Origin of the sequence: Euzebya tangerina (assembly GCF_003074135.1) — a bacterium.
Classification (GTDB): domain Bacteria; phylum Actinomycetota; class Nitriliruptoria; order Euzebyales; family Euzebyaceae; genus Euzebya; species Euzebya tangerina.
The window spans coordinates 2,547,535-2,560,967 of record NZ_PPDK01000001.1 but is presented as its reverse complement, the minus strand read 5'-3'; the positions used below and the strand labels follow the sequence as shown (position 1 = coordinate 2,560,967).

The following is a 13,433-nucleotide window of genomic DNA, read 5'->3' as shown; positions in this document are numbered from 1 at the left end:
GACAACTTCGTTCGACTGACAACCGACCCCATCACTGTGCGAGGATACGAAGACATCGACCCGCCCCAGGATGAGCCTCGATATCGGATCGTCGGCGTAGGCCCCGAAGGCGTTGAGGCGCCGCCGTCTCCGGTGATCGAAGGCCTTGCGCCTGATCGGACGGCGCCGATCGCGCCGGCTGGGCTCACGCTGGCACTGGACGCCGTCGGCACTTCTGTGGGGTGGACGGCCAGTCCCTCCGACGACGTTGTCAACTACGAGATTCGGAGAGGTTCGTCCGTGGATGACGGCCTCGTCGTGGCTACAACTGCGGCAGCGCAGACCTCGTACATCGATGAGGATCCAGGGCCCGGGGCGCACGAGTACGAGGTTCGGGCGGTAGATGGTGCGGGGAACCGTTCTCCGCCTGCCATTGGGGCCGTCACCGTTCCACAGCCACCCCCGACATCGCTGCAACTGATCCGCGCTGCCCATGATCGGAGCGATCTGACCGACCTGGCAGCCGCTGAACTCGCGCTCTTCACTACGGTCGCGCCTGCTCTCCTGCCGGGCGAGTTCACCGACGCAACCGGACCGACCGACGGTGACGCCGGCATCGAGGGACTGCGCTACCTCGACTCGGTGGATGACGACGGAAGACGCGCAATTGTCGACGTGCTCGTCCCCGTCTTGGATACATCAGCCGGCACGGCGCCGGCCAGCGCCTGGCCAGACTGCTCGCAGCCCTACCAGACAGCCCTATCCCGCTTCGAGTGCGTCGCGACAGATGGTGCAGCGTCAGGGCTGCAGCAGCTATCCGCCCAGTCATCGGCTAGTCCCGACCCCCAATTTCGGGTCTTCTACACAGTCGGCCAGACGGGTGTGCCTGGGGACGACCAAGACGGCAACGGTCGGCCCGATCTCATCGACCTCGTCCTCGCGGAGGCAAATCGAGCGTGGACGCACTACGTCAGCCTTGGGTACCAAGAGCCGTCGAAGACGGTTGAGATCGTGATGAACCCGTTGATGCTGCCGGGGGCCGGGCTGTCGCTGCCGAGTCTGGTTCCTGGAAGCCGACCCGCCATCTATCTGGACACCGACCCCAACCGAGTGGGTCCGTATCTGGTCCACCACGAGTTGTTCCATCAGTTCCAGTACAGCTATCTCGGCCTCCCCGACTTGGTGGCGAACTTCGACAACGGGACGTGGTGGCGTGAAGCCACAGCCGAGTGGGCCGCACACCAAGTCGAGAAAATCCATCCGGATGCTGATGTTCGTGACGCCAACAGGTATGCCACGAACATCAGACATGCACTCAGCGCACCGGAGCGGGAGTTCGACCGCTCGACCGAACTCGTCGGCGGTGCGGAGTACGGGTCGTTCCTCGTGGCGGAGTTCATCGAGGACCGGTTCGGAATCGATGCAGTCCGAGAAACGTGGGAGACACTGGGGGAGGCCATCGTTCCGCGCCGTCCCTCCGACGTCATCTACGATCTGTGGGAGACCGATGGCGCGGGCTTCGACCAAGAACTCCACGAGTATCGGGAGTGGGCGTACGTCCTGACCGGCCGTCTGCCCGATGGGACGACGAATCGTGGCCTCGGCTTCGATGACCCGGATGTTGACCTGCCGCAGGACACGTCCTGGCGGAGGGAGTTGGCCACGTCGGGATCTCCGACCGCTGATGGAAGCGAGTCACGTCCAGCACGTCAAACGCATGTTGTGTCCGCTGATCGATCAGTGTCTGTGACGAAAGACCTGCGCAACACAGGAACCCTCTACGCTGATCTGGAACTGCCAACGGGTGGGGGCACCCTTTCGATCGGCACCAGCGGTGATCTCGGTTCGTTGACGGCCACACTGCTGGCCTTCGATCAGTACCCGCGACTGTGCCAGAACCCACTGGCAGTGGCCGTCGATGGCTCGGCCAACATAACGGTTGGGACCAGCTGCACGATGGCAACTCTTGTCGCGACCAACACGACACCGACGGAGCCGTTCTCGTCAGCATCGACCCGCTTCGGAGCCTCGATCAGCTTCGACCAATCGTTAGGCGGCCAGACCGACGTGATCGGTTTGGACTCAGTCCGGGTCACATCAGGACCGGACTTCGGCAGGTACCTAACAGGACAGAGCAGCGCCACGATGATCGTCGACATCCCCTATCCCGGCCTCGACAGTGAGCCGTATCTGTTCATCATGCACACTGACGATCTGCAGCGGCGCGCCAGCGACACCTTCTACATCAACGGACAACGACGCGAGCTTGACTTGGACCGAAGCTGGTTCTACTGCTGCAACTCCAACGACCCGTGGAACCAGGCCAGGAACTTCAGCTACTACACCTTCGACGAGGTGCTCGACGGGCAACCGAGTCCTATCCGACCGGGGCGCAACTACATCACCCTCGAATTGAACGCCCAGAACCACACCCAGCGAATCCGCGGACTGCAGGTCGGCTGGTGCCGCTTCGGATGCCCCCGATGGTGACAGGCCGAGCATCGGGACTGACCCGAAGGTCGGCACTCCCAGGCCTCCTGCTCATACTCACCCTCGGCCTCAGCTCATGTCCTGCCGACGGCCTGTGGGTCATCAACTCAACATCCGAAGATCTCGTTGTTCAGGGCATCGGGCAAAGTCCGACGGCGCAACCTCGGTTCATGCGTGCTCGGAGTTCCGCCCGTTTCCCGGGAATGACAGGTGTCTCGCCCTGCAGATTCGAGGCCTACGATTCTGACGACCTGATCGTCGCCGTGCTGGATGTGGACGAGGCGTGCGGGGAGCGCACGTGGACCATCAACGAAGACGGCAGCACCTTCGAATGACCCCAGCCGATCTTGACGCACCATCGCACTGAACGCCCAGAACCACGCCCAGCGAATCCGCGAACTGCAGGTCGGTTGGTGCCGCTTCGGATGCCCCGATGGTGACGGGCCGAGCATCGCGACTGACCCGCAGGCTGGCACTCCCCGGCCTCCTGCTCGTGCTCACCCTCGGCCTCAGTTCGTGTCCAGCCGACAGCATGTGGGTCATCAACAGCACCCCCGAGGACCTCACCGTTCATCCGATCGGCCACGAACCAGCCGTTGAACCAATCCTGATACGGGGTCGAAGTTCGCTGGACTTCCCCCGCATGATCGACGTCTCACCTTGCAGATTCGAGGCCTACGACGCCGACGATCTGATTGTCGCCGTCCTTGCCGTGGACGAAGCGTGCGGGGAGCGCACGTGGACCATTAACGAAGACGGTACTTCCTTCGAGTAGTTCGCCGTCGCCGGCCCACCCATTCGTGGTATGACACCTCATCGGCCCGCCCGCGGCCACCGCCCGATGAGGAGAGATTCACCATGAGACGATTGATCTTCGCGCTCGTGCTGGTCCTGGCCGCAGGCCTGACCACCACACCCGCGTTCGCACAGGATCTTGCCGAGGCGGTTGAGACCGACCAGCAGATGGTGGTGACGGCCAACCCGCTGGCCACGGCCGCGGGCGAGCTGGTGCTCAACAGCGGCGGCACGGTGGCCGACGCGTTCGTCGCCGTCCAGACTGTCCTGGGACTGGTGGAGCCGCAGTCCAGCGGCATCGGCGGTGGCGCCTTCGCCGTGTACTACGACGCCGACTCAGGTGAGACGACCACCTACGACGCGCGCGAGACCACGCCAGCAGCGGCGACGGAGGACCGCTTCGACGGTCTCGGCTTCCTCGAGGCGTGGCAGAGCGGCCTGTCCGTGGGCGTCCCCGGAACGCCGGCGCTGATGGAGGCGCTGCATGCCAACCACGGTCGCCTGTCGTGGTCCACGCTCTTCGGCCCAGCCCGCGACCTGGCCGCCGGCGGGTTCGAGATCACCGGCCGGACAGCAGACCAGGTCAACTTCCTGCTGGGACTGAGCGCGTTCGTGGACGGCGCGGAGAAGTGCGAGGATCGACTCTTCTTCCGCGACCCGGTCGCCTATGACTACTTCGTGGAGGAGTTCGAGGTCGACTCGGGCACCGAGACCGTCACCGACTGCGCCGCAAAGCCCGCGGGCACGAGCATCACCAATGCGGCCTACGCGAGCCTGATGGACCTGTTGGCCACCGACGGAGCCGCCGCGTTCTACACCGGGGACCTCGCGACCGACATCGCCGACGCGGTCACCGGTGACCTCAACATCCCCGGCGACATGACGACCGACGACTTGGCCGCCTACGAGGTCATCGAGCGCGAGCCCGTGTGCCAGGAGTACCGCGGCCGACAGGTGTGCGGCATGGGTCCGCCGTCCTCCGGCGCACTCGCGGTCGGCCAGATCCTCGGGATCCTCGCCAACGTGGAGCTTGGTGACGGCCCGCTGGATGAGCTGACCGTTCACAACTACACCCAGGCCATGCGCTTGGCCTTCGCCGACCGCAACCTCTACGTCGGCGACACCGACTTCGTCACGGTGCCGGTTGAGGGCATGTTGGACGAGGACTATTTGGCCGAGCGGTCCGAGCTGATCGGCGAGGACGACATCTCCGCCGGTGCCGAGCCCGGCACGCCACCAGGCGAGTTCGACCCGAGCGCGCCGCAGGCGGAGGACACCGAGGGTGGCACCAGCCACGTCTCGATCGTGGACCGCTTCGGCAACGCCCTGTCCGTGACGACGACCATCGAGAGCTCCTTCGGGAACGGCGTCATGGTCGAGAGCGGCGGCTTCCTGCTGAACAACGAGCTGACCGACTTCTCCTTCGACTTCGAGGACGACGAGGGAGACCCGATCGCCAACCGCGTCCAGCCCGGCAAGCGACCGCGGTCCTCCATGTCCCCGACGATCGTCCTCGGTGCTGACGGAACGCCCGAGATCGTGACCGGCTCACCCGGCGGCTCGCGCATCATCGGCTACACGGCTCAGTCCATCATCAACATGCTGGACTTCGACCTCGACCCGCAGCAGGCCATCCAGGTCCCGCACTACATGAACCGCAACGGCAGCACGACGGACCTGGAGGCACCGCTACCCGGCATCATCCAGGAGTACGACGTCGATGGGCTGACCGAGGACCTCGAAGCTCGTGGCCACACGGTGAGCGTGACGGAGCAGACCAGTGGACTGTCCATCATCCAGATCACCGACGACGGGCTGATCGGCGGGGCCGACCTCCGTCGAGATGGTGCCGTCGGCGGCCAGGAGCCCGAGTTGGGCGTCCAGGGCGTCAACCGCATCGATGGCGGAGACGGACAGCCCGTGACCACCGCCATCGAGATCTGCCAGGAACTCGTCGAGGACGGGGAGGCTGACAGCCTGGCGTTGGCCCGGGACGACGTCTTCGCCGACGCGCTGACCGGCTCGGCGCTGCCGGTCGACTGCATCCTGTTCACCGCTGGCGGACCGGATGCCGAACTGGACAGCGAGACCGAGACCGAGATCGAGCGGGCCCTGCGCGATGACGGGATCGTCTACGTGCTGGGCGGACCCAACGCCGTGAGCGTCGCCGCCGAGGCAGCCGTGCCCGGTGCGACGGAACGGATCGCCGGGACCACGCGGTTCGAGACGGCCGAGATGGTCTCGGCGGAGGCACTGGATGCCCGCTCGATGATGATGGACACCGGGACGGACACGGGTACGGACACCGACACCCCATCGGACACGATGCTGTCCGACGTCGTCATCGTGGCTGACGGCCTTGACTGGGTGGACGCCATCACCTCCGGCGGCTTCTCGAGCGCGACCGGAACTCCGATCGTGCTGACCGCACCCGGTGGGCTGCACCCGGCCGCAGAGCGGTTCATCAGCGGGCAGCGTGATACCAACGCCGACACCCAAGTGGTCATCGTCGGCGGGGTGGACGCGGTCGACACGGCGAACGAGACCGAGATCGGCGAGTCCGAACGGGTCGCCGGTGGGAACCGCATGAGCACCGCGGCAGCCATCGCAGCCGGGCTCTGGCCCGCCGTTCCGGCATCGGGCGAGGACTTCCTCTTCGCCGACCTCGAGGGCGACGACGCCTGGCCGGTCGCGCTGGCCGGTGCTCCACTGGCCGCCCTGCTCGATGCCCCGATCCTCGGGGTGCGGACCGACAACACCCCGGTCGAGACGACCGACTACATATCGAGCCTCGGTCTGACGGAGTACCCGTCGGTCACCATCCTGGGTGATGAGAACCTCATCTCGGCCGATGTGGCCAATGACATCGCCGATGCGGTGACCCCGCAGGAGTGAGCTGAGCAGGCGGGCCCGGACCTCCTCGTCGACGTCTACTTGTCGAATTCGGCGAGGAGGGTCCTGGCCCGCTCCAACTCCTCCTGCGGCACCATGAGACGGGTCCCGGTGGAGCCGATGCGCGTGGGATAGATGGCTTCGAAGCCACCACCGTCCAGGATCACGGTGACGCCCTCGGCCTCGAGCGCACCCTTCACGATCGCGGCGTACACGCTGGGCAGCGTGGTCAGGGTCTCGAAGCTCGGCACCCCATCCATGATGGCGTCGGCTTCGCGCCCCCGCCGTGCGCGCCTGGCACATTGCGGTCGGCGCATCGGTCCGGCACGCTGGCGCCCTCCGGCACGCCCGACCCACGCCATGCCCGTCCCACGTCGCCCACAGAGGAGCCCTCATGTCCGAGCCCGTCATCGTCGCCGCCGCGCGTACACCGATCGGACGGGCCGCCAAGGGCTCGCTCGTGGACTTCCGCCCCGATGACCTTGCGGCCATCGCGGTCCAGGCAGCGATGGACAAGGTCCCCCAGCTCGACCCGTCCGACGTCGAGGACCTGATGCTCGGCTGCGGCCTGCCCGGCGGCGAGTCCGGCAACAACATGGGCCGGGTCGTGTCCGTCCTGCTCGGGTGGGACGACGTCCCTGGCACCACGATCACCCGCTACTGTGCCTCGTCGGTCCAGACCATGCGGATGGCCGCACATGCGATCAAGGCCGGCGAGGGCGACGTGTTCGTCGCAGCCGGCGTCGAGACCGTCAGCCGGTTCGGCAACGGCACCTCAGACGGCGGGCCCCACAACCCCAAGTTCGCCGAGGCGGAGGCACGGACCGCCAAGGTTGCCGAGACGGGGGCAACCGAGTGGACCGAGCCTGAGGGCCTGCCCGACATCTACATCCCCATGGGCCAGACGGCCGAGAACGTCGCCCTCGCCAAGGGCATCACGCGCGAGCGGATGGACGAGTTCGCAGCGCTCTCCCAGCAGCGCGCGGTGGCCGGCCAGAAGAGCGGCTTCTGGGATAACGAGATCACCCCGGTGGAGCTGCCCGACGGCAGCACGATGACCGCCGACGACGGCCCCCGGCCTGGAACGACGGTGGAGAAGCTGGCCGAGCTGAAGCCCGTCTTCCGTCCCGATGGTCGTATCACGGCCGGCAACGCGTGCCCGCTCAACGACGGCGCCGCCGCCACCGTCATCATGTCCGACCGCCGGGCGGCCGAGCTCGACATCGAACCCCTCGCCCGGATCATCGCGACCGGCGTCACCGCCCTGAACCCGGAGATCATGGGGCTCGGACCGGTCGACGCGTCCAAGCAGGCGCTCAGCCGAGCAGGGATGACGATCGACGACATCGACCTGGTCGAGATCAACGAGGCCTTCGCCGCCCAGGTCATCCCCTCAGCCGACGAGCTCGGCATCGAGTGGGACAAGCTGAACGTCAACGGCGGCTCCATCGCCGTCGGGCACCCCTTCGGCATGACCGGCGCCCGGATCATGAACACGCTGCTCAACGGACTGCGGACGGCCGACAAGACGATCGGCTTGGAGACCATGTGTGTCGGTGGGGGCCAAGGCATGGCCATCATCGTCGAGCGCCTCAGCTGAGACTGCGATCGCCCTCGCGGCCCTCCGCAATTCGGTCGTCGGGATCATGACCAGTGGTGATGACCCCAACCCCTGGCTCGCAGCCGGCTCCGACGGCGAGGACTACCACCGGCGCGTGTCGGACGCGCAGAACGCAACAGCTGCGGAGGGACGCAGCCCCCACGGCGAGGCCAACCTCGTGATGACCCTGGCGCCATCCACGGTCCTCGACGCCGGCTGCGGGACGGGCAGGGTCGGCGCGGAGCTCAGCCGACGAGGTGTGGACGTCATCGGCGTCGACCTCGATCCGTCCATGCTCACCGTTGCGCGACGGGAGGCCCCGACCGTCGAGTGGGTGCAGGGCGACCTGGCCGAGCTGGATCTGGGGCGCACCGTCGACGTGGTCGTCGCTGCGGGGAACGTCATGGTCTTCCTGACCCCGGGGACGCTGGATTCCGCCCTCGCGCGGCTGGCGGCCCACCTCGTTCCCGGCGGCCACCTCCTCGCCGGGTGGAGCCTGGAGGGTGGGCCAGGAGGGACGCCTCTGGCTCTCGCGACCTACGACGCGGCCTGTGCAGAGGGCCGGACTCGAGCCGGTCGCCAGATGGGCGACCTGGGAGGGCGAGTTCTACGACGACGGCGACTACGTCGTCGCACTCAACCGCCGGCATCGGCCTGCCCACCTACCGTTTGAGCACGTGCACCTGGGCTAGGTTTCGGGTGTGACCACCACCACGATCGTTCCCTCGACCCTCTCAGCCGACTTCGCCAACCTGGGGCGGGACTGCCAGGCGTTGGAGGCAGCAGGTGCCGACCGGCTGCAGTGGGACGTCATGGACGGCACGTACGTCCCGAACATCACCTTCGGCCCTGACGTCATCGCCGCGTGCCGTCGCATGGTCGGCCTGCCCTTCGAGGCCCACATCATGGCTGACCGGCCGGAGGATCTCCTCGAGCGGTACGTCAAGCAGGCCGGCTGCGAGATGATCATCTGCCACCCGGAGACGCTCGGGATGCCCCACCGGACCTATCACCAGATCAAGGAGTGGGGCTCGCGTGTCGGCATCGCCCTCTCCCCCGCCACGCCGCTCTCGCACTGCGAAGACGTCATGGACCTGGTGGACATGATCCTCATCATGACGGTGAACCCCGGCTTCGGCGGGCAGAGCTACCTCTCGTCGATGGAGCAGAAGGTGACCAGGGCACGCCTCATGATCGAGGCCAGCGGCCGCGACATCGAGCTCGAAGTCGACGGCGGCATCGGTCCGGACACCATCGCTGGCGCAGCCAAGGCCGGGGCCAACGTGTTCATCAGCGGGTCGGCGTTGTGGCGCTACGACAGCTTCGAGGAGGGGATCGTAGACCTCCGCGCTCGTGCAGACGCCGCGCGCCAGGACATGGACTGAACCCTTGGTGCTCGACGGACCTCTGGTGCTCGATGGCGAAGAGCGCGTTGGTGGGCGCGGCTGGGATCGAACCAGCGACCTCTCCGGTGTGAGCGGAGCGCTCGTCCCACTGAGCTACGCGCCCTCAGTGGAGGGCTGTGATGGTAGCGGGCGCGCTCCTAGTTGGCCGAGGCGCGGAAGATGACGGTGTCCCCGGTCCCTCGCTGCAGCGAGAGCTCGGCCCGGGCGAAGCTGGCCGGCATGTTGCTCACGAACCAGCGGACCTGTCCGCCCGTCGAGCGGACACGGTCCCGGTCAAGCCGAAACCCATCGGCATCGAAGAATGTGATGGAGTAGGTCGCGTCGTCGTCGGTCCCCCGAACGAGGATGGCCAGCCGACCATCATCCACCCGCGCGACCCCCTCATGCCCCAGCGCCGTGTCCTCGGTCGTCCAGGCGTCCCCGAAGTTCACCGTCTCCGCGGCGCCGTTGAGGGCCGAGACCGCCGTGGACAAATCCGAGTTCTGCGCCCGGAGGACGAAGTTCCAGACGCTGAGCACGACGATCAAGAGGATCCCGGCGATAGTCGCCGCTCGCAGGGAGCGTGACGGCGGCTCCTCGAGATCGGGCGGCGCGACCTCCTCCTCGGACTCGCGCTCTTTGATCTCCACGCGCGCAGCCGCCCGCTCCAGCCGTTCGGTCCGCTCGACCTCCGCCAGGTCCGAGGCGATCGAACGCAGCTCGCCAACACGGGCACGGCACTCCGAGCAGTCAAGGAGGTGGGACCGGAAGGCGCCGGACTCTGACTCATCGAGACTGCCCATGACATGGCGCACCGCATAGTCCTCGTAGGGACGGTGCTCATCGCTGTCGTCGAGCATCTGTGTTGTCGAGCATACCTACGCAGGATTGGGACAAGCCACCCCCAAACCTGCTCCTAGGGAGCGGTTCCGCCGCCAGCGGCGCGCAGACGGGCCGGCCCGAAGCCGTGTGGCAGCAGGGCCTCTCCCAGACGCACCGTCATCGTCGCCCCATCGGTCCCGGCGGCGTGGACGACGAGGTCGGGAGCGAACTCGAAGAGCATCTGACGACACACCCCGCAGGGCGTCGTCGCCCCCGGGCCCGAGCCGACGACCGCAATGGCGTCGAAGTGGTGATGACCGGCGGCCACTGCGCCGACCAGGGCCGTCCGCTCAGCGCAGATCGTCGCGGGATACGCCGCGTTCTCGACGTTGCAGCCGCGAAAGACGGTGCCGTCCGTGGTCCGCAGCGCCGCGCCGACCCGGAAGTCCGAGTACGGGGCGTAGGCGCGCTCGCGGGCCGCCACGGCCTGCTCGAGCAGCTCGTCGAGTTCCTCGGGTGACGGGCTCACCGAGCCGACTCCTCGGTGACGCCGGCCTCGACCTGGTCGCGGGTGCGTCCGCCGTTGGTCGACTCCTCGCGCGAGCCGTCGGCGTCGTGCGAGTCCACCGTGAGCGATGTCTCCTCATCCGCTTCGGGATCGATCCGCTCCACGAGCACCTCCACGATTCGCCGGCCACGCACCTTGACGGCGCTGAGGCGAGCAGTGTCGAGTTCGACCGACTCACCGGTTCGGGGAACGTGGCCGAGCACGCCGTAGAGCAGGCCGCCGACGGTGTCCCAGTCGTCGTCGGGCAGGTCGGTCTGGGTGATCTCCTCCAGCGCGGACACCTGCAGCCTCGCGTCGACCCGCCACACGCCATCGCCCTCGACCTCGACCAACGCCTCCTCCGAGTCGTACTCGTCGACGATCTCGCCGACGATCTCCTCCAGCACATCCTCGATGGTCGCGATGCCGGCCAGGGCCCCGTACTCGTCGACGACAACAGCCAGGTGGACCTGCTCGGCCTGCAACTCACTGAGGAGCGTGTCGACGCTCTTGAGCTCCGGGACCACGTATGGCGCCCTGATCATCTCCTCCCAGTCGCCCTCCTCCGAACCTTCGAAGTGGATCCGCTTCAGCACGTCCTTGGCGTAGAGGACACCGGCGATGTCGTCGCGCTCGTCCCCACGGTGGACGGGGATCCGCGAGTAGCCGTGGTCCAGGATCACACCGACGACCTCCGACAGCGGCTGCGCGACGGAGACCATGACGACGTCCGGCCGCGGGACCATGATCTCCCGGACCAGCGTGTCGCCCAACTCGAAGATGGAGTGGATCATGGCCCGCTCGGACGGCTCGATCGACTGTCCTTCGGCCTCGTCGATCAGGTCGCGGATGGCCTCCTCCGTCACGAAGGCCTCCGCCCCGTCCTCGGCCCCCGGCAGGATGCGGCCGCCGGCCCACACCAGCAGCATGGCCGGAAGCTTGAGCAGTGTGGTCGCCGCCGTGACGGGTCCGGCGGTACGGCACGCGATGTCCTCGGGACGGCGGAGCGCGACCGACCGGGGAACGAGATCCACGGCCACGTACCCGGTCACGGCTGTGACCGCGACAGCGGCAGCGATGGCCGGTCCCGTGCTCAGGCGGTCCAGCAGGACTGCGGTGACCAGGGCCACGGAGGTGACGAAGGGCAGGACGATCAGCAGCGTCAGGGCGGACCAGGAGCGGCTGGCCCCCTCGAGCAGCGCCACGACCCGGGCTGCGCCGGCCCGGTCCTCGTCCACCAGACGGGCGGCTCGCGCGACGGTCATCCGGTCCAGGGCGGCCCGTGCGGTCGCGAAGTACCCGGTGATGACGGTGAGCGCCAGTGCAACCAGCAGCTGGATCAGTCCGGGGCTCACGTGTGGTCCTGTCCTGCGCTGGGCCGAGCGGGCACCGGCTGGGCGTGTGACGGCTCGGCTGTGCTCGACTCAGCGATGGGCGCGGGGTTGCTCGCGAGAAACGTCGCCAGGAGCTTGTAGGTCAGGGTGAACATCACGCGCTCCTCCTCCGGCTCGGCGTGGTCGTGCCCCAGCAGGTGCAGTATCCCGTGGACGATGAGCAGCTCCATCTCGGCCTGCGGCGTGCTGTCGTTCTCCGGGGCCTGGGCAGCCGCGACGGCAGGGCACAGCACGACGTCACCGAGGATGGCTGGGCGGTCCGGGACGGTGTCGTCGACGGCGTCCAGCGGGAAGGCCAGGACGTCGGTCGGTCCCTCGTGGCCCATGTGCTCCTGGTTGAGGTCCGCCATCCGGTCGGTGTCGACCAGCATGACGGTCACCTCCATCTGTGGCGGGACGGCCATGCCGTCCAGGGTCATGACGGCCAACGTCCGGAGTCGCTCGGCATCGACGGGGGTCTGGTCGGCCGACGTGCGCTCGTCGCTGACCAGGACGGGTCTGCTGCCCTCCGTCATGATTGCTGATTGTCTCCCCAGGTCTCGTAGGCCGCAACGATCTGCTGGACGATCGAGTGCCGGACGACGTCACGACTGGAGAGCTCGGCGAACGCGATGCCGTCGATGTCAGTCAGGATCTCGCGAACCACGCGCAGCCCGGAGCGGCTGGCGCCGGGCAGGTCCACCTGGGTGATGTCGCCGGTGACCACGGCCTTCGACCCGAACCCGATGCGGGTGAGGAACATCTTCATCTGTTCCGGGGTGGTGTTCTGTGCCTCGTCGAGCACGATGAAGGCGTCGTTCAGCGTCCGTCCCCGCATGTAGGCGAGCGGCGCAACCTCGATGACCCCACGCTCCATGAGGGTCCCCAGGTTGTCGGCGTCCATCATGTCGTGGAGGGCGTCGAACAGGGGGCGGAGGTAGGGGTCGATCTTCTCGAACAGGGTCCCGGGGAGGAAGCCCAGCCGTTCGCCGGCCTCGACCGCCGGACGGGTCAGGATGATCCGGCTGACCTCCTTGCGCTTGAGCGCGAGGACGGCCATGGCCATGGCCAGGTAGGTCTTGCCCGTCCCGGCAGGGCCGATCCCGAACGTCACGGTGTTGGTGCGGATGGCGTCCAGGTACCGCTTCTGCCCGAAGGTCTTCGGGCGGATGGAGCGGCCTCGGTGCGAGAGGGCCTCATCGGCCAGCACCTCCGACGCGCGGGCCTCATCGGCGCCGGTGACCATCTGGATGGTCGAGGTGACGGTGCCGGCGTCGAGTTGCTGCCCGCCCTCCACCAGGGACTGGAGTTCATCGAAGACCTGGACGACGTGGTCAGCCTCAAGTGGATCACCGGTGATGGTGATCGTGTCGCCACGAACCAGGATGTCCACGTCGAAGTCCGCTTCGATCAGCTTCAGCAGCTCGTCGTGCGTGCCGAGCAGTGCGACCATCGCGTGTTCGCCCGGGACGGTGGTCGTGCGGACCGTGCTGGTTGGTGTGGCGTTCGGAAGCTCAGTACGGGTGCTCAAGGGCAGACGAGTCTACCGG

General features: G+C 67.3%; 12 protein-coding genes and 1 tRNA gene. 6 read left to right on the top strand and 7 right to left on the bottom strand.

The features are described 5' to 3' along the window. Positions 1 to 279: 279 nt before the first annotated feature. From C1746_RS11815 to C1746_RS11805, 3 genes are all read left to right on the top strand, one after another. On the top strand, positions 280 to 2,469 hold the full coding sequence (locus C1746_RS11815; protein WP_162867664.1) for a hypothetical protein: 2,190 nt from the start codon (positions 280 to 282) through the stop codon (positions 2,467 to 2,469). A 433-nt stretch (positions 2,470 to 2,902) separates the two neighbouring features. Beyond that, on the top strand, positions 2,903 to 3,244 hold the full coding sequence (locus tag C1746_RS11810) for a hypothetical protein (RefSeq protein ID WP_116714766.1): 342 nt from the start codon (positions 2,903 to 2,905) through the stop codon (positions 3,242 to 3,244). 83 nt (positions 3,245 to 3,327) lie between these two features. After that, positions 3,328 to 6,159 carry a gamma-glutamyltransferase gene (locus C1746_RS11805; RefSeq protein WP_116714765.1) on the top strand — a complete coding sequence of 944 codons (2,832 nt, stop codon included), beginning with the start codon at positions 3,328 to 3,330 and terminating at the stop codon, positions 6,157 to 6,159. A 35-nt stretch (positions 6,160 to 6,194) separates the two neighbouring features. Here the strand turns inward: C1746_RS11805 and C1746_RS11800 are convergent, their stop codons facing one another. Continuing rightward, a complete protein-coding gene (locus C1746_RS11800) occupies positions 6,195 to 6,473 on the bottom strand; it encodes a putative signal transducing protein (protein ID WP_162867663.1) in 279 nt (92 codons plus the stop codon). A gap of 77 nt (positions 6,474 to 6,550) precedes the next feature. On the opposite strand from C1746_RS11800, the gene C1746_RS11795 reads away from it, so the two are divergent. Genes C1746_RS11795 through rpe form a run of 3 tightly spaced genes read left to right on the top strand, consistent with a single transcriptional unit; the run spans position 6,551 to position 9,141 of the window. Then, positions 6,551 to 7,756, top strand: coding sequence for an acetyl-CoA C-acetyltransferase (locus C1746_RS11795; RefSeq protein WP_116714763.1), 1,206 nt, complete (start codon positions 6,551 to 6,553; stop codon positions 7,754 to 7,756). A gap of 46 nt (positions 7,757 to 7,802) precedes the next feature. Continuing rightward, positions 7,803 to 8,429: a class I SAM-dependent methyltransferase gene (locus C1746_RS11790; protein WP_205711824.1), complete on the top strand. Its 627-nt coding sequence runs from the start codon at positions 7,803 to 7,805 to the stop codon at positions 8,427 to 8,429. A gap of 28 nt (positions 8,430 to 8,457) precedes the next feature. After that, a complete protein-coding gene (gene rpe / locus C1746_RS11785) occupies positions 8,458 to 9,141 on the top strand; it encodes a ribulose-phosphate 3-epimerase (RefSeq protein WP_205711823.1) in 684 nt (227 codons plus the stop codon). A 48-nt stretch (positions 9,142 to 9,189) separates the two neighbouring features. Here the strand turns inward: rpe and C1746_RS11780 are convergent. The 6 genes from C1746_RS11780 to C1746_RS11755 form a co-directional block, all read right to left on the bottom strand. Next, positions 9,190 to 9,265 (bottom strand) — tRNA-Val (locus C1746_RS11780). Positions 9,266 to 9,299: 34 nt separating this feature from the next. After that, positions 9,300 to 10,001: a cupin domain-containing protein gene (locus C1746_RS11775; RefSeq protein WP_116714762.1), complete on the bottom strand. Its 702-nt coding sequence runs from the start codon at positions 9,999 to 10,001 to the stop codon at positions 9,300 to 9,302. Between the two features lie 56 nt (positions 10,002 to 10,057). Further along, complete coding sequence (cdd, locus tag C1746_RS11770; RefSeq protein WP_116714761.1) at positions 10,058 to 10,492, bottom strand: cytidine deaminase; 435 nt, start codon at positions 10,490 to 10,492, stop codon at positions 10,058 to 10,060. After that, positions 10,489 to 11,865: a hemolysin family protein gene (locus C1746_RS11765; protein WP_116714760.1), complete on the bottom strand. Its 1,377-nt coding sequence runs from the start codon at positions 11,863 to 11,865 to the stop codon at positions 10,489 to 10,491. The genes cdd and C1746_RS11765 overlap by 4 nt, the downstream gene beginning before the upstream one ends. Next, positions 11,862 to 12,419: an rRNA maturation RNase YbeY gene (ybeY, locus tag C1746_RS11760; RefSeq protein WP_116714759.1), complete on the bottom strand. Its 558-nt coding sequence runs from the start codon at positions 12,417 to 12,419 to the stop codon at positions 11,862 to 11,864. Before ybeY ends, C1746_RS11765 begins: the two co-directional genes overlap by 4 nt. Further along, positions 12,416 to 13,420, bottom strand: a complete 1,005-nt coding sequence (locus tag C1746_RS11755) for a PhoH family protein (RefSeq protein ID WP_414627971.1) — start codon at positions 13,418 to 13,420, stop codon at positions 12,416 to 12,418. Before C1746_RS11755 ends, ybeY begins: the two co-directional genes overlap by 4 nt. Positions 13,421 to 13,433: the final 13 nt, after the last annotated feature.